The 22,738-nt window shown below is 39.3% G+C and carries 23 protein-coding genes; 6 read left to right on the top strand and 17 right to left on the bottom strand.

Annotation, left to right across the window (positions count from 1 at the left end):
- Positions 1–45 precede the first annotated feature (45 nt).
- Positions 46–1,080 carry a PocR ligand-binding domain-containing protein gene (locus H70737_RS14430; protein ID WP_042188268.1) on the top strand — a complete coding sequence of 345 codons (1,035 nt, stop codon included), beginning with the start codon at positions 46–48 and terminating at the stop codon, positions 1,078–1,080.
- Here the strand turns inward: H70737_RS14430 and H70737_RS14425 are convergent.
- From H70737_RS14425 to H70737_RS14390, 8 genes are all read right to left on the bottom strand, one after another.
- Positions 1,043–1,579: a redoxin domain-containing protein gene (locus H70737_RS14425; RefSeq protein WP_042188266.1), complete on the bottom strand. Its 537-nt coding sequence runs from the start codon at positions 1,577–1,579 to the stop codon at positions 1,043–1,045. The two genes, H70737_RS14430 and H70737_RS14425, sit on opposite strands and share 38 nt — an antisense overlap.
- The gene (locus H70737_RS14420; protein ID WP_052404291.1) at positions 1,576–2,295 is read right to left on the bottom strand and encodes an ABC transporter ATP-binding protein; all 720 of its coding nucleotides are present in this window, start codon (positions 2,293–2,295) and stop codon (positions 1,576–1,578) included. The genes H70737_RS14425 and H70737_RS14420 overlap by 4 nt, the downstream gene beginning before the upstream one ends.
- Positions 2,288–3,109, bottom strand: coding sequence for an ABC transporter permease (locus tag H70737_RS14415; protein WP_042188261.1), 822 nt, complete (start codon positions 3,107–3,109; stop codon positions 2,288–2,290). The genes H70737_RS14420 and H70737_RS14415 overlap by 8 nt, the downstream gene beginning before the upstream one ends.
- Positions 3,110–3,111: 2 nt before the next feature.
- A complete protein-coding gene (locus tag H70737_RS14410; RefSeq protein WP_042188259.1) occupies positions 3,112–3,669 on the bottom strand; it encodes a nitrous oxide reductase accessory protein NosL in 558 nt (185 codons plus the stop codon).
- Positions 3,666–5,024: a right-handed parallel beta-helix repeat-containing protein gene (locus H70737_RS14405; protein ID WP_231573455.1), complete on the bottom strand. Its 1,359-nt coding sequence runs from the start codon at positions 5,022–5,024 to the stop codon at positions 3,666–3,668. The genes H70737_RS14410 and H70737_RS14405 overlap by 4 nt, the downstream gene beginning before the upstream one ends.
- Before the next feature lie 202 nt (positions 5,025–5,226).
- Positions 5,227–8,394, bottom strand: coding sequence for an ATP-binding cassette domain-containing protein (locus tag H70737_RS14400; RefSeq protein WP_042188257.1), 3,168 nt, complete (start codon positions 8,392–8,394; stop codon positions 5,227–5,229).
- Between the two features lie 102 nt (positions 8,395–8,496).
- Positions 8,497–8,913 carry an SRPBCC family protein gene (locus H70737_RS14395; RefSeq protein ID WP_042188254.1) on the bottom strand — a complete coding sequence of 139 codons (417 nt, stop codon included), beginning with the start codon at positions 8,911–8,913 and terminating at the stop codon, positions 8,497–8,499.
- Entirely contained in the window at positions 8,913–9,242 is a 330-nt protein-coding gene (locus H70737_RS14390; RefSeq protein ID WP_081951121.1) for an ArsR/SmtB family transcription factor, read from the bottom strand. Before H70737_RS14390 ends, H70737_RS14395 begins: the two co-directional genes overlap by 1 nt.
- Before the next feature lie 347 nt (positions 9,243–9,589).
- Here H70737_RS14390 and H70737_RS14385 point away from each other — a divergent pair, with 347 nt between their 5' ends.
- The 3 genes from H70737_RS14385 (at position 9,590) to H70737_RS29820 (ending at position 13,752) form a co-directional block, all read left to right on the top strand.
- Positions 9,590–11,689: a subtype B tannase gene (locus tag H70737_RS14385; RefSeq protein WP_197071292.1), complete on the top strand. Its 2,100-nt coding sequence runs from the start codon at positions 9,590–9,592 to the stop codon at positions 11,687–11,689.
- Positions 11,690–11,815: 126 nt separating this feature from the next.
- Complete coding sequence (locus H70737_RS14380) at positions 11,816–12,508, top strand: response regulator transcription factor (protein ID WP_042188250.1); 693 nt, start codon at positions 11,816–11,818, stop codon at positions 12,506–12,508.
- Entirely contained in the window at positions 12,505–13,752 is a 1,248-nt protein-coding gene (locus tag H70737_RS29820; RefSeq protein WP_052404290.1) for a sensor histidine kinase, read from the top strand. Before H70737_RS14380 ends, H70737_RS29820 begins: the two co-directional genes overlap by 4 nt.
- Here H70737_RS29820 and H70737_RS30720 read toward each other — a convergent pair.
- From H70737_RS30720 to H70737_RS14355, 5 genes are all read right to left on the bottom strand, one after another.
- Positions 13,736–14,059, bottom strand: a complete 324-nt coding sequence (locus tag H70737_RS30720) for a hypothetical protein (RefSeq protein ID WP_156113112.1) — start codon at positions 14,057–14,059, stop codon at positions 13,736–13,738. The genes H70737_RS29820 and H70737_RS30720 overlap by 17 nt on opposite strands.
- A 346-nt stretch (positions 14,060–14,405) precedes the next feature.
- Entirely contained in the window at positions 14,406–15,314 is a 909-nt protein-coding gene (locus H70737_RS14370; protein ID WP_231573454.1) for a hypothetical protein, read from the bottom strand.
- The gene (locus H70737_RS14365; RefSeq protein ID WP_042193899.1) at positions 15,311–15,868 is read right to left on the bottom strand and encodes an RNA polymerase sigma factor; all 558 of its coding nucleotides are present in this window, start codon (positions 15,866–15,868) and stop codon (positions 15,311–15,313) included. The genes H70737_RS14370 and H70737_RS14365 overlap by 4 nt, the downstream gene beginning before the upstream one ends.
- Before the next feature lie 320 nt (positions 15,869–16,188).
- Positions 16,189–16,929 carry a hypothetical protein gene (locus H70737_RS14360; protein WP_156113111.1) on the bottom strand — a complete coding sequence of 247 codons (741 nt, stop codon included), beginning with the start codon at positions 16,927–16,929 and terminating at the stop codon, positions 16,189–16,191.
- Positions 16,930–16,958: 29 nt separating this feature from the next.
- On the bottom strand, positions 16,959–17,825 hold the full coding sequence (locus H70737_RS14355) for an alpha/beta fold hydrolase (RefSeq protein WP_042188246.1): 867 nt from the start codon (positions 17,823–17,825) through the stop codon (positions 16,959–16,961).
- 157 nt (positions 17,826–17,982) lie between these two features.
- Here H70737_RS14355 and H70737_RS14350 point away from each other — a divergent pair, with 157 nt between their 5' ends.
- Positions 17,983–18,681, top strand: a complete 699-nt coding sequence (locus H70737_RS14350; protein WP_042188244.1) for a MerR family DNA-binding transcriptional regulator — start codon at positions 17,983–17,985, stop codon at positions 18,679–18,681.
- A gap of 367 nt (positions 18,682–19,048) precedes the next feature.
- On the opposite strand, the gene H70737_RS14345 is transcribed toward H70737_RS14350, so the two are convergent.
- From H70737_RS14345 to H70737_RS14335, 3 genes are all read right to left on the bottom strand, one after another.
- Entirely contained in the window at positions 19,049–19,447 is a 399-nt protein-coding gene (locus tag H70737_RS14345) for a contact-dependent growth inhibition system immunity protein (protein ID WP_052404289.1), read from the bottom strand.
- A 240-nt stretch (positions 19,448–19,687) separates the two neighbouring features.
- On the bottom strand, positions 19,688–20,311 hold the full coding sequence (locus H70737_RS14340; RefSeq protein WP_042188240.1) for an HXXEE domain-containing protein: 624 nt from the start codon (positions 20,309–20,311) through the stop codon (positions 19,688–19,690).
- 23 nt (positions 20,312–20,334) lie between these two features.
- Positions 20,335–20,916, bottom strand: a complete 582-nt coding sequence (locus H70737_RS14335) for a TetR/AcrR family transcriptional regulator (protein WP_042188238.1) — start codon at positions 20,914–20,916, stop codon at positions 20,335–20,337.
- A 408-nt stretch (positions 20,917–21,324) separates the two neighbouring features.
- On the opposite strand from H70737_RS14335, the gene H70737_RS14330 reads away from it, so the two are divergent.
- A complete protein-coding gene (locus tag H70737_RS14330) occupies positions 21,325–21,867 on the top strand; it encodes an IS110 family transposase (protein ID WP_231573453.1) in 543 nt (180 codons plus the stop codon).
- Between the two features lie 474 nt (positions 21,868–22,341).
- Here H70737_RS14330 and H70737_RS30330 read toward each other — a convergent pair whose 3' ends face one another.
- The gene (locus tag H70737_RS30330; protein WP_197071291.1) at positions 22,342–22,512 is read right to left on the bottom strand and encodes an alpha/beta fold hydrolase; all 171 of its coding nucleotides are present in this window, start codon (positions 22,510–22,512) and stop codon (positions 22,342–22,344) included.
- Positions 22,513–22,738 lie beyond the last annotated feature (226 nt).

Genomic DNA, 22,738 nt, shown 5'->3' with positions numbered 1-22,738 from the left:
ATAATGTTCAATATGTTTCTATAACTTACCTAGGAGAATATCGTGATGTCCAAATCTCGATTTAATTTAGAAGAAATAATTGATTTGAAAAAATGGGAGAAACTGCAGGATTCTTTATCACTCGTGACTAAAATGGCGATTCTTACCGTAGATTATAAAGGCGTTCCCGTGACTAAGCACAGCTTCTGTCAGCCTTTCTGCCAAGGCGTTCGCCAAGATTCTAATCTCTCTCCTTATTGTCAAAAATGTGATGCTCGTGCCGGCATTGAGGCTGTACGCCAGAACAAGCCTTATATTTATTTATGCCATTTCAACATTATCGATATCGCGATTCCAATTATTATTGACGATCAATATTTGGGTGCAATTATGGCCGGACAGCTTAAGCTTCGTGAACCTGATGTGTCACAGCTGGAGCAGATAGTATCTAGGCCACCTAATGTTGAGTCGAACATGAAGTTTCAAGCGCTCAAAGAGGATTACGAAGCACTTCCTGTCCTATCCTACGATGAAGTAACCAAATGCGTGGACCTACTTCTACAGTTAAGTACTTACATCGTGGAAGAAGCCATTCAAAAGCGTACCACCGTTGATTTGTACAAAAGAGTACTGACCACAGATATCGATATATCTGCTTCAGCAGAATCTTTCGAGGAGACAGACCTTACTTATCGCAAAATTCAGTCTCTGCAGCAAGAGTTGTCAGGAGCGCTTATTGAGACCAAATTGAAAAATGGAGCACAAAAGTTGGTCTCTTCAAATGCAGTGCTTCAGCCTGCGTTCGATTACATCTATGCGCACAAAAATGAAAATTTCAGCCTAAAAGAAATGGCCAAGCTTTGTCATATCAGCCCTAGTTATTTCAGTCGCATATTTACAAAAGAAACAGGCGAGAACTTCTCCCTCTTCGTTGCCAGACTCAAAATTGAATGGGCCAAGCAGTTGCTGGAAACCACAGACGCACCTATTAATCAAGTGAGCGATGACTTAGGATTTTGTGATACTGGTTATTTTATTAAAACATTCAAACGGTTCGAGAATCTCACCCCGGCTGTATACCGGAATATGTATATGAATTGATTAGTTGCATTAAGGGGAAATCTGTGATTTCGCCTAATATAGCCTCTTTGATCTTCCCCTCTCCGTTTATAATAAACGTAGCAGGAAGCGCACTAACTCCGAATGAAGTAGATATTTTTCCGGTAACATCGATGACAACTGGAAAAGAAAAACTGTGATTCTTAAGATATTCTGATACAGTCCCTTTAGACTCACCAACATTAATAAACAAGGTTTCAATTTGAGAACTAGTGGATTTGTGAATGTCATTCAGAAGGGGCATTTCTCGCACACATGACGTGCACCAGGAGGCCCAAAAGTTAAGCACCACAATCTGTCCCTGAAAATCGCTTAGTCGAACCTTTTTACCTTCTATAGTAGTAGCTTCAAATTCGGGAGCGATAGAGCCCACTGCAATCCTCTCAGATGAATCTCTTGTTTCATTATGGCTAAATACCCATACAACAGTCGTGACAGCTGCGATAATCACCAGCAAAGCAATGATTCGACGCATGCTCATTTCAGACCCAGACTATGATTAAAGGCTGTATACAGAGAACCAAATTTCGCATGAAATTCTTTGGTCGGACCTGAACCAACATTTCTTCCATGACTTAAAAAGACAATCTGATCAGCGATTTTATCAGCGATTTCTAACTGGTGTGTGGAGAAAATAACGGTATGCCCTTCTTCCTTGATTCTTTGGAGTAGGTCTACGAATTCATTCATCCAAAAAGGGTCAAGACCGTTTGTGGGTTCGTCCATAATTAGCAACGAAGGCTTGGCCAACAATGCCTGAGCAAATAAGATACGCTGACGCATTCCCTTTGAAAAGGTGTTGACCAGACGATTTCGTTTATCCTGTAGGCCTACTAAGCCAAGGACTTCGTTTACTCTCGCTTTGCGATTGGGTACCCTACGGAGAGCGGCCCAAAAAGTCAGAGCTTCCTCTGCCGACAGCCCCTGATTGAATTGATAATCATCTGGCATATAACCAATTTGTTCCGAGAATTGTTTGCGTGATTTGTGCCAGTATAAACCACCCACTGAGATTTCGCCCACCGAAGGCTGAATAATACCGGCAACCATTCGCAAAACGGTACTTTTGCCAGCCCCGTTACCGCCACATAGTGCAAGTATGCTCCCAGTGGGGATTTGAAAGCTAATCTCTTCAACTATTGTTTGCTTTTTAATAACTTTAGAGATTCCTCTTACATTCACTAAGGGGTTATCCACGAGAGCGCCCCCTTTCCCATATCCAATTTACAAACAGGATCGAGCTTAACATCCAAACTAGACAGACTCCCATAAACAACAAACTACCCTTCGAACCATTTATCCATTCTACCCATTGGTAATATTCAGGTCCCAGCACTGAACCTCCGCCCAGCTTAATTACAACGAATAACCGAACAAGCTCTGCTGGGTTGAGTATTGTGAATACGACCAGCAAGGGCTTAATCCAGAGATACGGCATTAAACCTAAAAAGGCGATCAAAAACGTCGGCCAACCTATTACTGTGAAAAACCACACAGCAACAGAAACAGTCAGCGCCTGCCAGCGGTTTCTTGATAATGAACCGATAAACAAAGCGATGGTCAAGAATAGTAAAACAAGTCCTGCGGAAAAAAACAAAAATAGAAAGTAAGTAGTAGAATCATAGGCCATGCCCAAGAATCCACTAATCATTCCCATTAAACCATAGCCGAAAGCCACAACCGTAAGTAATACGACAGCCAGCCCCACATACTTGCCAAGAATAAATGACAATGTTCCTATTGGATAAGTAGATAAAAGCTGCCAGCTACCCTCTTCCTTTTCTGAAGTCAGTGAAAACGAGCCTAGAAATAATGTCATAAGCGGCAGTAGATACAAAATCAGACTTAGCATGGAACCTGTAACTGCGGTGTAGCCTTGAATCTCATTTTGTGCATTAATCAGTAGTAAGCCAAGACTAAACGCACAAAATAATGCCAAAAAAGAATAAGCCCATGGATTCCGAAAACCCATTTTAATCTCTCTGCGTGCGACTTGCAGGATATCAACCATTATCACATATCCATCTCTTTATCCGATGTCATATCTTCCATTTCCTCAGACTTATGCTCGTCCATATGTCCTTCTCCGCCATTCATGTCCATTTGCATCATATCCGTATTTTGTTTCCATTCATGCTTGGACAGATCACTTGCTGACAGAACGCTGCCAACACCTTGTTCCTTCACAAAAGCTTCGGCTGAAGCAGTGTCTTTGAAGCTGATAACTCCATAAGCCATAGGTGTGCGTAGAGTCTCATCATATACAAAGCTGGCCTTACTGAATTCTACCCATTCTTTGTCGTTATAGTCCCGGACATAGTCCATTCCGATGTTTTTGGTTCCATTCTTGCTCTTCCATTCATTCATACAACCAATATCATCAAACTTATAATTCTTCCCGTCTTTTGTTGTTAGTTGTGTAGCAAAAGCATCGTCCTTAACCTGCATATTGCAAATCGCGCAAATATCAACTTTTTCATTTATCGCCAAAGGTTCAAACTTTTTGGGGCCACAAGCCGCCAGAATTAACAAACCCATCATCATCATCAGTACTAAACTCCATTTTTTCATAACCTTAATACCCCCATATATAGTATTGTGATCACAGCGAAGAACAAAAGCAGCCAACCCACTACCATTACTGACCCTTGCCCCTCACTAACTTGTCCAACATCTGCATGAACTGAATCCAATTGCATAAGCGGCTCTGGATCGGTGGACCATTGTTCTTTATCATTTGTATACAGATCGCTTAAAAATGTCATGCCCGGTGATTGAAAAAAGAGCTGATAAGCAGCATTTTCTGTAACTAATTGCTGATAAAATGGATTAATAGCATATGATAGATCACTTATGCCATCACCCGATACATCCAGACCTTCGAATGAATCCCAAAAATTTCTCGTCATCTTATTATTCTTAGAATCCGTTGCCTGTGCTTCAATCACATTGGCAATAAAAGCATTCTTCTGAAAGCGGTTGCCTTCAGAACCCTCAAATTGAATCCCAATATAATTTCGGAGCACCATATTATTCTGGAGAGTGTTGTCGGAGGATTGTTGCATATAGATTCCTACCCGATTTCCTTCCACGAGGTTATTTACAATCTGAGAGGTACGAACGTCAAAGAGCAGGATTCCTTGAGAATGAACATTCTGATTTTGTTTTCGAAAAGAGTTTCCTGATACCATAACGTCGCTCACTCCCATCACCATCGCGCCAGTAATGTTGTATTCTCCAATATTGTTCGTAACAGATGATCCATTGATATACATACAGTGAACACCGTATCGTAAATGATAGAGCCGATTGTGATCAACCTTTGTATTGCGACTCTTCTCTAAATAAATGCCATCTCGGAGATAAGAGATTTCATTCTCTCTGATATCTGAACCATGAGAGTTATAGATATCGATGCCATTACCTCTTTTTCCCGAAGCAGCACCTTTAGGTATAAACCAACGGATTTTATTGTTTACTATAACTCCACTATCAGCCTCACGTAGCATAATGCCAAAGCCAAATGTATGTATGACTAAATCTTTCAAAGTTACCTGATCGGCTTCCACCCGAATCGCTGCTGCTTCTCCCCCGTTATGCTGCTGTATATTAAGTCCTTGAAGCTTTACCCCATCAGCCTGAATCATAACTGCAACCTCAGCATCGGGAGATGAATTTAATAGTGTTGCCCTTCCTTCCCCGCTAATCGTCAGCCTTTTATCAATTTGAACCGGACCCAGGTAAGTACCTGGAGCTAAAGTAATTGAATCTCCGATTTGGGCCGCATTAATAATCGGCTGGAGTGGAATCGCTTTCGAAGTAGTATTTGCACTGGCACTCCCACTGTAGGCCGTGATTATTAAGAAAAGGCTGAAGAACATCATTAGCATTACTCTGAGGTGACAGAAACTTTTGCGTATAACCATTGTTCACCCCCTATCAGCAATTCATTCTCTAATCTATCATTTGCCTAATTGTAAAGAAAAGGAAGTTGCATGCCTATAGCTCAATGTAGCTATCCCTATTAATAAGATGTGTCTAAATTGTGAGTTATATCACATCGTTTGCTATCCCAAAAGTGTGTCCACCTAATAAAAAACCGCGCATAGCGCGGTTTCATTAGGTTAACTAATTATTTTCAAGGTATTGATAAACGGCCATCATTTCTTGTTTATTTAACTCCCGAATACGATTGAAAATTGGAATATCTGCTACAGCATCAATATTTGAGCTTTCAGTCACGACATCACTAACGTTACCTGTAAGCCAAGTCTGGACGTCAATGCCTTCGACAATTTCTTTACGCCCTTCATCATTAATGCCACTTGCGTAACAACTAACACATGGAATCGTTAACTTATAAACGCCATCGTGAAGTCCATCTTCGGATATGACTTTCTTTCCTTTACAGAATGGACATGGCTGACTAGCTTTTATCTTATTAATTAGAGTGACCAGTTTTTTGTAACCAAACGCTTCATAAACATAGGTCAGCTTTTTGTATTTTCCATTCGTGAAAAACTTATCAATGATGTATTCTCTGGTTTCGGTGATATTCTCAAAATCACAAATCGTAATCTGATTATTCAAGCTAATAGATTCAATACTGCCGCTAATATCGCCCCAGAATGGCAGTGCATTTTGTAATACCATTTCATAGTGCGCAAAGCTCGCTACTTCAAGTTCAAGCATTTTTAGAGCAACTTGTATTTCCCTAGGTAATAGAGAGACATCCACTGTTAGAACCATATCACCGCCGACAATAGCTTTCATTTTTTCAAGCACCGGTAATTTGCCAACGGTACTGATCACTTGATCAAGAGGTAGTCCAATGATCTCACGAATATCTGTGTCGCCAAACTTTAGCTTCTTATGATGATTTAGTACGGTTCCTTCACAGATTGGACAGGTAATCAGTATTTTGGATTGTTTAATATGCTCTTTAATAATCGCTTTCGATATCACCATGTAGTTCCCAATGATGTAATTAAAGCCTTCCCAAGTTCTCGTTGCCTTGCTTGCTTTATCATAAAATGACTTTTCCCAATATCCGTACCAAAATGTATGCTTTTCTACATCCGTCATCTCATTATAACTCTTACTGATATCTTGTCCGAGTTCATTCTTAATCTCATCAAAGATGAATTTGATTTTGGGGAATTGATAGAATTTCAGAATATCCATTGCATCTGGATGCAATAAGCCATCCCAAAATGGCACATTTTTATTCTGAAGAACAACTTCAAAATCAAATTTTTCAATGACTCGACGTCCCTTGCAGCATGGACAATGATTGTCTTGATTATAGAAATCGAAGCTATTTGTATCTTTATTGGTCGGATGTGCCGTTACAATTTGGTTGATCAAGCCACCAATTTCATATAGAAAAGTATATTGACTATATAGGTGTCTTTCCAGATCAATGGCGATGACAGGTGCAATGGTATCTGATTCATATTCACCATATATCAAACGCGCCATAGAAGATAAGCTTTTTAAGATGCCACCTTTATAAACGTTTTCCGCATTTTTAAAGTAGGCAATTTGATTTTCTTTTAAATAGTTAATGCCATTTTGTTGCCGCAGTGTTGAAGAAATCTGCAATGGAGCGACATGATCTTCACTGATTTGCTGGAGATAATAATCTTCATGACTTACAACTTCTAGATGCTCAACAGGTTCAAGCTGTCTTTTACCAAAATCAACGATAAAATCAGAATTTTCCAGCATATACGAGTTATGTTCAATCATCATTATGGAGACGGATTCGTCCTGAAGAATGTCTCTAATGCTATCAATGAATTGATTTAGAATATTTTGTGATAACCCTTTGGAAGGCTCGTCAAAAATGAAAAGTGTATTGGGGTTTCTTGAACCTGCAAATAGCTCGGAGACTAAATGAACACATTGAAATTCACCTGTGGATAAAGACTGTGTTTTTCTTTCCAACGTTAAATAACCCAGCCCAAGCTTGATCAATAAACTTAAACGTTTATGAGCGATGTCTTCATTTGGCAGTTCATCAATAATATCTTCAATTGAGCGCTGAAAAATATCATCAATCTCTTCGCTATATTTTGTGAGCTTTCTCTTAATATCAAGAAAAGTCGCAACCGTAGACCGGCTGGTAATCGATTGATTTCGATCCTGCCCCACAATCACCAGCTTATCCTTGGGATATCGCTTCACAAAATCCTTGGACATACACTCATTGACCAATGTAGATTTGCCGCAGCCAGATTCCCCAGTGAACGTTACAAGTCTATTACGGGGAATCTGAATTTCGGCGATTTGAATATTACGACAGTAAAGATCATGAAAATGATAATATTCAGTTGGAGCTGTCTGATTTATTTCTCCATTGATGGGCGCCGGACGTGGCGATTCTTCAACGATTTTTCCGCCGTATTTACCACTTCCTGGTCCAAAGAACAATTGCTCGTCCGTTATGTCTAATACGGTATCCGAATGATCAATAAGCCAAATTTGATTCTTAAATCCTAGTTGTTTTATCTGCTCTAATATTTTTAAAAGGGTTTGGTGATCCAGACCCACAGAGATTTCGTCAATGATAATTACTGTATTTTCACTGGTTGCCATGAATTCTGCCAAGTAAAGTCGTGTTAACTCTCCGCCTGACAAGGTACCCATTATACGATTTAAGGTTAGATAACCAATATTCATATGGATTATGTTCTTTAGAATGTTTTGTTTACCTTCACTAATGTTTAGAACTTCTGCTAGAGAAAAAATGGTTTCAATGCTTAAGTCATTAATATCGGAGATACTCTTGCCTTGACCTAATAACTCCATTTTGTATTGTTCAGCTTCGTGATTATATCGCTTACCCTTACACTTTTTACATTCGACATTTTTAGTAGTGCCGCGACCTTTACAATCTGAGCACCAGCCTAATTCATTATTAAATGAAAAAACCTCTGGCGATAGGTTATATTGTTCAGCAATCGCAACTCGAATCTCTGTGAACACGCCCGTATGTGTGCCAATGGTTGAACGAGGATTGGAAGAAATAGATGATCTCCCTAGAAAAAGTACGAGTGGCATTTCTTCCATCTGAATCGCACTGAAATTAGTCTCCATAATGTTAGGGAATAAATACTGATATTCTGCCTTTGGCAATAAAGAAACGAGACGTTTCTTGGATTCTTCTCCGATGGTTTGACAAAAGGTGGTTTTACCAGATCCGGATAAACCAGCAATCCCTAGGGATTGGTCAACTGGAAGTACTGCATCTAACTTATTAATATTGTTCGCAATCAATCGGTTGATTTTCATAGTGGTATCATCTCATCTCCATTCTCTTCATTTAGTATTGCCATCATTTATTCCATTAAAAAGGGCACTTTCCATTTTCAGAAAAGCGCCCTATTCTTGAAATTACAGTTCTGCTAATACTTTTTCAAGCTGACTGCCCATATTCGCCCAAGCATATTTAGCTCCTTCAATAGCGCCTTGGCGAGCTTTGGTCTCCTCACTAAATCCAGATTGAGCAAGATGCAGATGAACCTTACCATCTTCCTCTTTGCTCAAAGTCCAAGTAACTGTTGTACCTTCTCCGGCACTATGCCAAGTATAGGATAATGTATGTGGCTCATCTACTATGAGAACCTCGCAATCTACAATACCATCCCACCATTCATTTGGCTCTGCACGAAATTGAAATTTATGCCCTACGACTGGTTTAAAGTCATTGCTCCAAATCCATTTCGCTAGTGTATCTGAATCCGTTAAAGCGTTCCATACCTTCTCGATGGAGCTTGTAAATTGATAATCTAAGGATACATCTGGTTTCATTATTCTTCCTCCAATAAAAGTTTTAGTTTATCGATTCTTTCTTTCCAGAAGCCTTCGTAAAAAGATACCCAATCCCGAATTTCTTTCAATGGATTGGCATTCAAACGATACCTCGTTTCTCTACCAACCTTTCGAGCAACTACAAGATCAGCCTCTTTAAGAATAGACAAGTGCTTAGATACTGCTGTACGGCCCATATCAAAATGAACCGTGATTTCATGTAGGGGTAATTCATCAACATCAGCCAGGATTTGAAGTAATTTTCGCCTTGTTGGATCTGCAACAGCGTCATATACATCCCTCACTTGACTATTATCGTTCAAAACCACCCCCACCTTTTCCGTAATATTACCTGTAGTGTGACCAATTATACTTCATCAGCACCCAATTGGACACCATTTAGTGTCATATTGATTATAGGACACCAAATGGTGTCGTGTCAAGATTCCTATTCCTTCCATTAACAGTTCCTTTACTTTTCTGATTAAGATTCGATATCTCAATGAGGATGATATTTTTATGCCACAATGTTTTGTTAGATTCAATCCATCAAGGATATTCGCAATATTCGTGCGGAATCCAAGCTAACACCTTGCAGAGAGGAGTTGAAAAGAGTTTGTAGATATCTATCGTTGATGAAATGATCTATTAAATTTTAGAAAAAGGAGATAAAACTATGAAACTAAAAAAATGGATTACCCCTGTTCTTACTTTTTCTCTGCTATCGATGTCGTTCACTACAGGCTCTGCTAGTGCAGCAACTTCCGGAGCATACAGCCTAAAGTTCAATGATGCCCAATATACTACTAAAACTTTGACGGTAGACGGCCGATCAGTCACTTACCGAGCATATGAGAATATTGTCTACGTTAAGAATCCAGTAGATACTAATTATGAAATCATGAACGTTTATGTCCCTGAGGATTATTTCCAAGGTAAATCGATCGGAAGCTATACCGCCGATACAGCACCTATCTTTTTCCCGAACCAGGTCGGCGGGTACATGCCTGCTCAGCCAGGTAGTACTGAGTCGAGCAAAGGCATGGGAGCGGGTCCGCAAGGCGCTGCTCAAAAAACAGATAAGGATTCCGAAATGACTTCAGAAGTGAATGCGAAAACTGATTCGAGTAAGCCCGAAGCGGAAACCGGATTAAATAGTCCTGCAGTTGGCACAAACGTAACTGCAGGACCTGCCTCCTCAGGGTCACCTAACGCTATAGCAGTTGCCTTGTCAAAAGGGTATGTAGTCGCATCCCCTGGTGCTCGCGGTAGAACTACACAAGATGACAATGGCACATACACTGGCAAGGCACCAGCAGCGATTGTGGATTTGAAGGCAGCTGTCCGCTACCTTCGCTATAATGACGATATCATGCCAGGCGATGCCGAGAAAATCATTTCGAACGGTACAAGCGCAGGTGGAGCGCTCTCTACACTGTTAGGTGCGACTGGCAATAATGCGGAATATGAGCCTTATTTGGAGGCTATTGGTGCAGCCGACGAGCGTGATGACGTTTTTGCTGTTTCGGCTTACACGCCAATTACGAATCTAGACAACGCAGATGCAGCCTATGAATGGCAATTCAACGATATTATCTCTTATGAAAAGCTGGATTTCTCCGGAAATACGGATTTTAACATGGAGAGAAAGATGGTTGAAGGAACATTAACGGAAGATCAGATTAAAATATCAGACGAACTGAAAGCAATGTTCCCAACTTACGTAAATAGCCTAGAGCTAACAAAAGCCGATGGAACGGCATTAACAATGAATGCAGATGGCAATGGTCCCTTTAAAGATTACATCAAATCCTTGGTCATCGCTTCAGCGCAAAAAGCGCTAAAAGCGGGTTCAGATCTGTCTGATAAAACATGGATTACAATAGAAAATGGAACCGTCACTGATATCGATTATGATCAATACCTCGCCTACTTGGGCAGAATGAAGCTGCCTGGAGCCTTTGACGGTTTAGACCTGAGCAATGGCGAAAACGAACTGTTTGGCACATCGAACGTCACTGCCCAGCATTTTACCCAGTTCGGTTTGGATAATGATACGGCCGGCGGAACGCTTGCTGCCCAGAATCTAGTGAAAATGATGAATCCGATGAACTATATCAGTACTGAGGGAACAACCACTACAAGTAATTGGCGGATTCGGATGGGTACCAAAGATAGTGATACCTCTCTCGCTGTTTCTACTATATTGGCTACGGAGCTGGAGAATAAAGGCTTAAATGTAGACTTTGCGATGGCTTGGGATATTCCACACAGCGGAGATTACGATCTGGACGAGCTTTTTGCTTGGGCGGACAAGGTTAGTGCTACATCACCAAAAGCATCCGCAACTGCCACTCCTTCCAAGTCATCAGTGATGGTGAATGGGAACAAGATATCTGTAGATGCGTACACTATTGACGGCAGCAACTATTTTAAACTGCGGGATATAGCTATGGCTGTAAACAACACTACAAAACAGTTTGAAGTGACCTCAGATGCGAAGACAAATGCTTTAAACATTACATCTAACAAAGCGTACACCCCGACTGGCATTGAACTTTCAGCATCCGGAAATACTAATTCGAAGACAGGTGTTACGACATCCACTAAGATAACTTTAAACGGTCAAGAGATTTCAGTAACAGGCTATAATATCGGCGGGAATGAGTATTATAAGCTCCGGGATATAGCAAAATCCCTTGATTTTAATTTAGTATGGAATGCCGCAACGCACACCATAAATATGGATACTTCTAATGTATATATTTCTGAATAAAGCATTCTTGGTTAAGAGAGGCCGATCATCCAATCGGTCTCTTTCCATTCTGCTTGAGTCTTCCTTGCTCCGTATAGACATTTTACTTACAATAAGGTCCATGATATCGGAATAAAGGTGGTAGCTATGCAAGGAAAAGTGAAAATACTAATTTGTGATGACAATATTGCTGTACATGAGAGCATATCTGCTTATTTACTTGCAGAACATATGGAATATGAATCGGTATACAATGGTGAAGAAGTGCTTAGAAAGTTAGAGGATCAGCATTTTGATCTCGTCATACTGGACATTATGCTACCCGGGCTTTTTGGGACAGAGGTGTGCCGTAAGATTCGAACAACTAGTAACGTCCCGATTATTATGCTAAGCGCAAAATGTGAAGAAACTGACCGCATATTGGGGTTGGAAATTGGGGCAGACGACTATATAACGAAGCCGTTCTCCCCTCGGGAGGTTGTCACACGAGTAAGAACCATTTTGAAACGGATCCATTATACCTTTCCAACTGAAGATGCAATCCTGACCCTAGGTGAAATGAAAATTGATCGCAATGCTTTTGAAATCCATATCAAGGGAAACCGAATGGACTTTACACCTAAAGAAATTGAATTGATGATCTATTTTACAACCAATAGGAACAAAGTGCTTTCAAGAGAACAAATCCTCAATAAGGTCTGGGGATATGATTATTTTGGCGATACTAGAGCGGTTGATAATCTCATTAAGAGAATGAGAAAAAAACTACCCGAAGAAGATTTGGGGTTTGAAATCAAGTCCGTTTATGGGATGGGCTATAAAATGGAGTCTTCTAAATGAAAAGAGTAACTTCCAACAAAAAAGTAATTTATTTGGCCATCCTTTTCTGCTTTATTTTAGGGCAAATCGGGGGAACCTTGATTATAAAACAGCTTTTTTTGAATTATAAATTAAAAGATATGCTACCTCAGGCAACCTCTATAGCTGCTGAAATCGCACAAAACGAGAAGAATATTAGGGGTTTTAGACCCTACCTTATGAAGGTGTATGATTTGGAGGGAAATGACCTTTCACCTGGAGACGAGAGTAAGCAGCAATTTTTCAATGTTACATCGGAAGAATTCAAAGATGCCCTTATAGATTATATTCCAGAAGTAATTAAAGCGAATAAATTTGCTGCGATTAAAAATATTAGCGGGTTTCCGAGTAAATCCATTGTCGTGGGTGCACCCGTTATTCAGAATGAGCAAGCGGTCGGAGTTGTCTTTTTATTAGAGCCGGGTAGTGAATTTCAAGCCGTATTGAATGGGTTCTATTACGTTTTTACCGGCACCCTACTATTAGGCTCGCTAATAATCGGCTTTTTTATCTCTTCTTATCTTAAAGAAATGAAACAGCTTGAAAAAACTCGCCGGGATTATATCGCTAATATTAGCCATGAACTGAAATCTCCTATTGCCTCCATCAGGGCTTTAACAGAGACATTGGCAGATGGAATGATTAAAGACGAAGAAAAAACCAATAAATATTATGGCATTATTTTATCCGAATGTGCACGTCTGCAACGTTTGATTTATGATGTGTTGGAATTATCAAGAATGCAAAATAAAAGAGATACCTGGGATAAAGAAAAAATAGATACGCAGGAATTAGTGGCGCTTATAGAGTCTAAATACTCTTTCTTGTCTGATGAGATGGGCATTGTATTTGAGATTACAGAGAACGCTAGAAATCTGCCTGCTGTTCTTTCTAATAAAGATAAAGTATTTCAGCTGGTCAATATTTTAATGGATAACGCCATGAAATATGTAGGAGAAGATGGAAGAATAACTTTTGATGCTGAAGTACATTCAAGGGTTGTAACTGTACTGATATCTGATAATGGACCCGGTATTGCGAAAGATCACCTCCCTTATATCTTTGAAAGATTTTACAAGAGCGAGCAGTCACATAATGAAAAAGGAAGCGGTCTGGGGCTCGCAATTGCGGAAGAAATTGTGAATGGTCTAGGTGAAAAAATATCGGTTACAAGTAAACCGGGAAAGGGAACGATCTTTCAATTTACCCTTAAACGCTATAAATAGAGACACACAAATAGTTATCCAGTGGATTATATCCGATTGCATTTATATCTACAGGGGGGCTAACCGTTCCTCGAATAACGGTTGCACCTGTTACAACATTGAGGTAATACCAAACGAAAGGTCTTCCTGCAAATTGAATCATTGTTGTATTACAGCTTAAGGGATTATTTGTAGTATCATGGCTAAAGTTCTGATTGGCTACAGTTGCATTATTGCTGATTTGAGACTTCGTAACGGTTAAGGTCAGTTTTCTTGGCCCTTTGACATTGTAAATCCACTTGGCTGCGAAAAAGTAGTTGGTGGACAAGTAGCATCCGAATCTGTAACCGTCTTATAAACGAAATAACTTCCCGAAACGGTAATCGGAAAACTATAAACTCCATTGACATTCGTTAGCGTAGAAACACAGGTCCACTCGAATTACTATATAGAACAACATTAACATTCGGAATCCAAGGTTCACCAGGATTAAACTGCCCATTATGATTTAAATCATTACGCAAATGACTATTAGTGGGTGAGGGCTAACGCACAATCTGGGAAATTGTACTCTACTCTAAAACAAAGGCATCGAATCTGTGGATTCGATGCCTTTGTTTTAACTTGTTAGAAATCGTTACTTTTTTCTTAAACATAATCAAATCTTCTTAAGTTTAGTAAAGCGGCAACACATCTTGTGCAAGCCCTAAAAAAAGATCTCCAGATTGTTCAAAAAAGGTGTCAGGCAAATGATAGTAAGCATCTCCCATAGATACGACTTTTAATTCAGGAATGATATACATGCCCATATAGGTTCCGTCCTTGAGGTTGAACTTTAACTGATACGATTTTCCTTGGGATTGCGCCTCTGCAATAGCCTCGTATTCTTTATTACTTAAATCAGCTGTTTTTGCGCTGTACAATCCATCAATGATAGACTCCACAGAAGCATGATCTGTCATTTTCTTTAACACGTCATTTCCCACATGATTAAGAACATGGATATCTTTTGCATGCTCTTTTAGATTAGACATATCCAGATATTCCTTAGCGGTCATCGTAGAATCGTTAGTCTTCGCCACGATTTCTGCCAAATAATAATGCTCCTCAACTTTAACAGCGATGCGGAATTGGGATGGGTACGTCGGAATTTCATATAACTTACCTCCAACAGCGAACGTAGACGAAAAATCCTTTTCTACAACTTCTCCTCCATTGTTCTTCCCGATCTCTTGGTTAATATCAAAATCTATGGTTCCAAGTGATTTTTCAGGCTTCATTCCTGTGAACTTAAACTGAGCACCATCACTTACGAATGCATAACGAAATCCGTTGTAATTTAAAATTTTCCGAACTCCGGTAGGAGCTGAAACGGGCGTTTGCTGCGAGATTTGTGGTGAATTCGTTAATGATGTCTTTAGAGGAGATGTATAAATGACCACTCCTAACACAAGTGCAGCACAAGCAGCCATGGTTCCCCACTTCGCATATGTTCTCTTATTAGTACGCCTCGCTGTGTTGGCCTTTTCTACCAGATTGCCGTCTACATAACCAATAGTCTTAAATAGATCTTTATTATTCATAGGATATAGCCCTCTTTCATAAGGTATAATTGGAGTTTTTTTCGTGTTCTAAAAAGAACCGATTTCGTTTTACTTTCACTTATTGAGAATCGAGTTGCGATATCAGCCAAAGAATCGGAATACCAGTAACGTCTCAGAAAAATATTCCGATGATCTTCATTAATCTTCAGCAGAAAATTGCTTATAGATTCAGCGATTTGTTCTTCCTCATATTGACTTTCGACATTGTCTGGAGAGGATAAACAATCATTTAATTCATCAAGAATCGTATCGAATGTTTTATTCCGCTTTTTGGCCATGTAATAATCGTGTTTATTTAACGCGATATTTCGTGTGATCCTCCCCAAAAAAGATGAGAGCTTAGCAGGCGTCTTCGGCGGTATCGTTTCCCACGCTCCTAGAAAGGTATCGTTCACGCATTCTTCCGAATCTTCAAAATTAGACAGAATGTTATGAGCAATCTTGGTACAATAATTTCTATATTTTTTGGATGTTTCTTCTATTGCTGTTTCATTGCGGGCAAAGTACAGCTGTATGATTTCACTATCGTCCACTCCATCACTTCCGTTCAGTTTGATTAAGGCCTCACTTATAAAGTAAGAAAAGAAGGGTTTTGGTTGCAAAAAAGTTTTTTTCTTATGTACTAGTGCGGGAAATCATTTTATGTCTTCATAAGCTTCGACATTCAATGCCAATAATATGACGTGTGATCTTATCCTTTTGATTCCTATGAAAAAAGCCAGTGTACCCTATAAAGGGCAACACCGGCCAATATATTAAAAGTAGAAACTATAGAGGAATTGCTGCAGCTTCATGATAGAAGCATAGACGCTCCGCGATTTCGTGAACTGACCTTTTTTTTGTTCAAATCATGCTATTCAGCCACAAACCGTTTATTGTTTAAATCCAATTTGTAAAAGATATCTTTTGCATCTGCTTCTTGTGTACCTGCTCCAACTGGTGGATGGACTACTAAGATATTATTTTCGACACTCGGTAAAGGCTCAGCTTCTGAATAAAGAAGTGTTTTCGAGACTTGATCCTTCTTTACGATTTCTAATGGGAATACATCTTCATTTTGCTTATCAATCGCGAAAATATATCCTTCCACGCCATGACCTGTTTGATATTGAGGAGTAAGGATGTAAACCTCAGCTTCTTTAAAACTCAGCTTCTCAAAAGATATTTTTTTGCTGGATGGTCGGAAAAACAAGTAATTGGGTAGTTCCATTAAGACTTTGTCCTGATCTCCCTGTCTGTAGATAATAGAGTAATTACTCTGAAACGTCTGATCACCCTCTTGTCCCATCGTGCTCGATACGACCAAATGCCCAAGTTCTTCTCTACCTTTGGCTATCATCAATAATGTTCCCTTTTCCGTTTGCTGTTCCGCCCGAATTGATTTATCCTCATTTACTGCGTCAATTACAATAGAATCCATGAGATCGTTTTTTGGAAATAAGCTAACCACTGATGGTTTTTGTTCCTGAGTAGATGAGTTGATTTGTTGATGGTTACAGGCAACGAGTAAACTAAATGCTAAAACCGATGATGCTACTTGCAAAATAAGCTTGTTAATTGTAACCCTCTCACTTTCATTTACAGCTGGGTACAACTACTCCCGAATTACAGTCCAGTCTGTATTCATAATTGTTTTATAAACCAGGGCTTAATTAATGGTATTACCACGGCTGGTTGCATAGCTTTTGTATGATCCATTTGGCTTCCCGTTAGCACTTCAACATCCCAACCTAAATCACACAGCTTCGTCGAATTCATCTTTAATATCCCAGCAATATCAACGGTAACATTTCCAAAATTCTCACCATATACGATAGTATCATTTTCTCCTGCAAAAGCTAATTTTGGAAGACTAAGCAATTGGTGAATACTACGATCATCAAAAGCAGTGAGGCTCTCGTATAAGGCAACAAATTGAGCTGTTACACGGGTATCCATTGATACTTTGATGTTGTCCCAGTCTATCTCATTAGGATTCTCTGTTTCAATGGAGCTTTTTTCAGCTACCTCATTTTGATTATTCAAAGCTTGGGTATGTGTTTTTTGAGTTACAATCAGCATCTCTTGATAGGGACCATTATAAGGCGGAAAACCTCCCATGACCAAGCTTTCCAGACGATTTGTTCTGATAGCCAATTGTAGTCCAATTAAAGCTAGCCAGGAATAACCGTAGTAGCTAAAGCTCTTAACGTTCATTTCATCAGCAATGAGGAGCAGATCCTTCACAATATGGTCTACGGTTAAGTTGTCCACTGGATGTTGAAAGAGATGACCTTCATAATCAAAATAAAGCACTTGAAACGTATCCGCGAGACCTTCAACAAAATGTTTACCTAATTCAGGATCTACGCCCCATAGCTTTAGATTTTCTGCCTCCTGATTGTACACGGATTTTTTAGCGATAGGTAACATAATGGTTGGACGATCTGATCCTCCTGTCAATCCTACTTCTATTGCTGAATGGTTGGTTAATCGTATGATTTTTTTCAAACAATCCTCTCCTTACTGTTTTATAAAAATATCATATAACATTCATGCAATCTTTCGGTTTATCCCATACTAAGCCTTGATATATCTAATTAAATTAGATTTAATGTTGTTGTAGCACTTGAAGGTTTAACTTTAATGTTCTGGGGCGATGACGATTATGAGAGATAATTATACACCAACAATGATAGCTAAGAAATTAAATGTAAGTACCACTACATTAAGAAGATATGAAGATCAAGGCTTAGTTCCCGAAGTCCCAAGGACTCCTAGCAATCGCCGGTGTTATACAGACATTCATGTCCAAGCTTTTATTACGATTCGGGCACTTTTACAAGGATATGAGATTCCAGTTGTGTACGATGTGATGAGAAAGATTAAAGCTCGGCAAATTGAGGATGCACTTTGGTCAATCAATCAGGAACAGCATAATACACAAACGGAAAAGCATAGGTTAGAGGATGTGTTACGCATGTTCCGAAATGCAGATTTATCAAGATACAACGATTTAGAGGTCACAAATGCAATGACTATTGGTGAAGTTGCACAAATGGCAGGTGTTAAGCCTTCAGCCATTCGACATTGGGAACAAGAAGGCCTTATTACTTCTAACAGAAATAAAGACAACGGCTATAGGGTCTATACTATAACGGAATTAAGAAAGATTATACTGATCAGCAGTTTAAGGAAAACCGTGTATTATATCGAGAACATGAAACAACTCCTGAATGAAATAGAGACACAAAACTATAAAAAAGTAGAATTGACATTCGAGCTTGCGTTACAAAAATTAAATAGTCAATTAATGAAGCAGTTTTTAGGAATCGCTGAGCTTATGAAATATGTGAAATACTATTAAACTTGATAACTTGATATCAACAAGCAATCTTCCCAAAAAGAAGAAAACTTAACTCAAATACCAGTGCACCTGAATACCCCTTCTTTCGGCAAGAAGTCCTTACAGCAATAAACATATTCTGGCTCAGAATTCGATCGAATGCATAGATTTTTTGGAACATAATTAATCCTTCTTAAAATCATTTATAAGAACACAAAAAAACTCCTCCCTTAAGGGACGGAGTTGATTTCGCGTTACCACCCTGATGGGTGTATTCATGAATACACCCTCTCTGTTATCGTCCAATAACGATGCCCCCTTGTAAAGGGCAGAATCTCGGAACTATTTAGACAGCCGCTAGTTTATTGAACTAACGTTCCCCGTTAGTTCAGTGATTTGAAGTCTTATAAGTGGAAACCAATGGAAGTAACTTTTCAATTGTGTATTTAACATCGGTTATAATTGAATCCAATTCAACATACGTTTCGGGGTTTAAGTCCCAAAAAGTCTGTTCGATGTTTATTACACATACCAACAAGTCTCCTTTATAAAAATCTCCTCTGACAAATGGGTTGTCTGCCAAGTACCTAAGAGCAATTGGAACAAGATATTTCAAACTGAAACCTTGTCCAATCATTATTCTTAAATCTTCGACTGAGAAATCCATTAACGGTTTTCTTCGTAATTCATGACACCTAACAACAAGGTTTGAGCCATACTGTGGCTCACCCCAAGTCTCCCCTTCAAGTTCTTCTAATGTTTTATCCAAATAATTATTTAACATCATCCGACCACCTTAAATGCTTTAATAAAAAGTATATCAGAAGTGGCGATTTGTTGTGTTAAACTGCCCGTTAGCTTAATAAAAAAGAGCAGGATACGAAGCACCTACTCATCATTGTGTGTTATTGAACTAACGTTTCCCGTTAGTTGAGAAAATAATCATCCTTCAATTTCAGTTACATTAACCCATCTAATTTTACATCAAGAGTTATAACAACTGGACCTTCTGGTGGGTTATGAGGACCTACTTACGAAAAGACCATAATTGTTTTTGCGAAAATTTGTGAATGGAGTTTTTGTTTTTCATCCATGTATTTCCTTTCACTATTAAAATATAAACAGCTATGGCAAAATAAATTGCGCTCCAAATCCAGTCTGAGAGGGTTATTAAATGATGCTCATATAAGTAGTTGATGTACCAGATCCCCACCGGTAAATGTACAATAATTGCGGAGACTAATCCTGGATTATACATGCTTTTTGCTCTTATATTAATGACGACTCCATGGAAAATGATTTGGAAAAAGCCCATTAAAACAGGTGCCATCCCCAGCCATACTACTGACGGGAAGAATACAGGGAGCAAGTAGAACACATAGGCGATGACCACATTAATAATCATTGCCGACTGTTTATTTAACGGATAGTTGTCAGGGGATTCACTTTTAAACAGGGCTATATTGAATATGCCTGGAAAGTACCCTGGCCAGCGGTATTCCTCAAACTGATGAAGAAGGATCGCCACAAAGCTTAACCATAATATGCTGTTTATCCGCGGTATTGTTTCCCAGTTCATTAGAAGATAAATGCATATAACAATGCCAATGAATAGTCCTATATCCTGCCAATATTTTCTCAAAAAATTCATTTAATCACCTCAATCTGAGTTTATTAATGAAAGTATCTTGCAAAGAGCAAATCAATCTGTTCCTCTATAGGTGCAATCTTCACGGAAGCTCCTGTTTCTAGAATAGGACTCATAAGTGCTGGTAGAAAAAGCGCTCCAAAAATCTGCATCGTCATGGTCATCAGGTGCTCTGGCTGCTGTTCATCGGTTAACTCTCTTAAAGTATTTTGTATCTTAGGAAACCCCAATAGATTCAAAAATGATCCATATTCATGCTGCGAGGAGAAAACGGTATTGCCCATCAGGATGATTCTGGAGAGCAATTCGGGATATTGACGGATCACTTGCAAATAATCTAGTAAAAATTGCCTCAATCTATCCCGTGAGGATATAGAGAAATCGTCAAGTATGGCAAAGGTATGCTGAAAGCTGTTCAATATCAATTTGATGGACTCGCTAAACAAGTTTTCTTTGGACCCAAAGTAATAGTTAACTAGAGCGACATTCGTGTTTGAGGCTTCTGCAATTTTTTTTATAGTGATCCTTTCAAAGCCTTCTTGTTTGGTCAACTCCAGTGTGGCACGCATAATCTTCTCTTTTGTTTCCAACTTTTTGTCTGTCTCCATAGGCAACCTCCAAGTATATTTACCCTGATTTAAACAACATTTTAAATATCATTTAAAATAACGTTTAAACTTAGTATAGCAATATTTTTCCTTTTTGCAACTTTTATTTATCCGGAATCAAACCAAGTCTCAAAGTCTCATTGTGACTATCCTGCCCGTTCGTATTATGAGATCAACCAGTTCTTTCTGGTTGATCCTTTTTTCATTTGCATAGAGGATTAAGGTAGCCTGGTCGAACGTACCTGCCCGTGGGACTTGATCCCGAGAGCTATAATGTTCACCCCTACTTGTCATGACCATGATTGAGGCTGGTTGGGACGTAAGATCCCGTATAACAAGCGATGCTATGGAGCGACAAGAAGAACCTTAGGGGATGCCGGTGAATCTAAACTTATAGGGAGAGATAAAATGAATCCAGTTATCGGTCTAGATATTTCTAAAGAAGAAAGCCATGGACAAGCCTTTCTAGAGCGCGGAAAGCCATTCCAAGGGACATTCCACTTCGAGCACACTCGAGATGGTTTAGCAAATTTCCTTCAAGTTTTAACAGAAGTTGAATTTGCATCTCAACAACGTCCTTTGCTTATTCTAGAAGCAACCGGTCATTATCAAAGTCCCGTTGTTCAGTTCCTAGAGGAACATCATTATATTTATATTGTTATTAATCCGCTCATCTCAAATCGGCTTAGGAAGTCTCAACTTCGTAAAGTAAAGACGGATGCTGCTGACGCTTACCTATTGGGAGAGCTGTACTACAAAGAAGAATTTGAACCGTTTAAGAAAAGAGGTGTGCAACTTCTCAATCTGCGCTATCTCACAAGACAATATGAGTCTCTTTCAAAGATGTGTGTACAGACTAAACTACAATTCCAAGCTGTTTTAGATCAGGTTTTCCTGCTTACAAAGGTGTCTTTGGAGCTATGTATTCCGGTATTTCATTACAGTTTTTAAGTGAATTCCCAACCTCATATTCAGTATTACAGACGGATGAAAACACACTCAAATCTAAGATGAAAGAACTGCTTTCTTCAAAACAGGGGCGTTCAGAGGACTGGATTAACCAACGGGTGCAACGGCCGCTAGATGCGGCAAAACAAAACCTATTTCAGCAAACCATGTATGCAAGCCACTTAATCAATTTGAAAGTCCTTATTACCCTCATTCTTCAGTACCAAGAGCATCTTACTGGATTGGAACAGAACATAGAGCGATGCTTTTCTCTCCGCCTGTTCAATTATTGCAGTATTTCTGCTTTGTTAGTTATACGCCTTTTCCTTGCGTGAAGTAAAAAACAAACGGCACGGGGCTTTCCCATGCCGTTTTGAATTCCATTTTTATTCCCGTTCTTACCTTTGAGCTTAACTTAATGACATTGCCTGTTTGGGTGTCCTTATTGTTTTTCTAAGTTTTGCTTGCTAATCGAATCTATTCAGCATCATTCTGCTCTTCCAGCCATCTCAAAATCGCTTGGTTTGTTTCTTCCGGCTTTTCTTGCTGGATCCATTGACCGCAATCCAGATTAACCACTTCCGCATTAGGCACGAACTTTGTCAGGTTTTCAGACCTCTGGACCGTATCCCGGTCACCATAGATCATGAGGGTCGGCTGTACCATAAAAATGAAGGGGGTTGCGATTTTGGATGAGCTGTTTCATCCCTTCTTCATTTAGCGATTTGATTTATGCCTCGCATTTAAAACGTTCTGACTTTTGATGAGAATTAAACCCTAAATGATTGAGAAATACAGTAGCTCCTCTCTCCTAAAGATCAGGGAAACAATAGACCCAGATTTATGCAGTACCAAAAATCCTTTTAACGATTCT

Source organism: Paenibacillus sp. FSL H7-0737 (assembly GCF_000758545.1).
Taxonomy (GTDB): Bacteria; Bacillota; Bacilli; order Paenibacillales; family Paenibacillaceae; genus Paenibacillus_AQ.
Note: the sequence above shows the minus strand (reverse complement) of the source record. Positions and strands in the feature narration are given on the sequence as shown.

Coding starts and splice junctions, on each gene's coding strand:
- H70737_RS14425 (WP_042188266.1), bottom strand. CDS start 1,579: ATGAGCATGCGTCGAATCATTGCTTTGCTGGTGATTATCGCAGCTGTC.
- H70737_RS14380 (WP_042188250.1), top strand. CDS start 11,816: ATGCAAGGAAAAGTGAAAATACTAATTTGTGATGACAATATTGCTGTA.
- H70737_RS14430 (WP_042188268.1), top strand. CDS start 46: ATGTCCAAATCTCGATTTAATTTAGAAGAAATAATTGATTTGAAAAAA.
- H70737_RS14385 (WP_197071292.1), top strand. CDS start 9,590: ATGAAACTAAAAAAATGGATTACCCCTGTTCTTACTTTTTCTCTGCTA.
- H70737_RS14340 (WP_042188240.1), bottom strand. CDS start 20,311: ATGAATTTTTTGAGAAAATATTGGCAGGATATAGGACTATTCATTGGC.
- H70737_RS14330 (WP_231573453.1), top strand. CDS start 21,325: ATGAATCCAGTTATCGGTCTAGATATTTCTAAAGAAGAAAGCCATGGA.
- H70737_RS14400 (WP_042188257.1), bottom strand. CDS start 8,394: ATGAAAATCAACCGATTGATTGCGAACAATATTAATAAGTTAGATGCA.
- H70737_RS14335 (WP_042188238.1), bottom strand. CDS start 20,916: ATGGAGACAGACAAAAAGTTGGAAACAAAAGAGAAGATTATGCGTGCC.
- H70737_RS14395 (WP_042188254.1), bottom strand. CDS start 8,913: ATGAAACCAGATGTATCCTTAGATTATCAATTTACAAGCTCCATCGAG.
- H70737_RS14345 (WP_052404289.1), bottom strand. CDS start 19,447: ATGATGTTAAATAATTATTTGGATAAAACATTAGAAGAACTTGAAGGG.
- H70737_RS14350 (WP_042188244.1), top strand. CDS start 17,983: ATGAGAGATAATTATACACCAACAATGATAGCTAAGAAATTAAATGTA.
- H70737_RS14370 (WP_231573454.1), bottom strand. CDS start 15,314: ATGAATAATAAAGATCTATTTAAGACTATTGGTTATGTAGACGGCAAT.
- H70737_RS30330 (WP_197071291.1), bottom strand. CDS start 22,512: ATGATCTATGGTGACCGGGATACGGTCCAGAGGTCTGAAAACCTGACA.
- H70737_RS29820 (WP_052404290.1), top strand. CDS start 12,505: ATGAAAAGAGTAACTTCCAACAAAAAAGTAATTTATTTGGCCATCCTT.
- H70737_RS14410 (WP_042188259.1), bottom strand. CDS start 3,669: ATGAAAAAATGGAGTTTAGTACTGATGATGATGATGGGTTTGTTAATT.
- H70737_RS14415 (WP_042188261.1), bottom strand. CDS start 3,109: ATGGTTGATATCCTGCAAGTCGCACGCAGAGAGATTAAAATGGGTTTT.
- H70737_RS14405 (WP_231573455.1), bottom strand. CDS start 5,024: ATGGTTATACGCAAAAGTTTCTGTCACCTCAGAGTAATGCTAATGATG.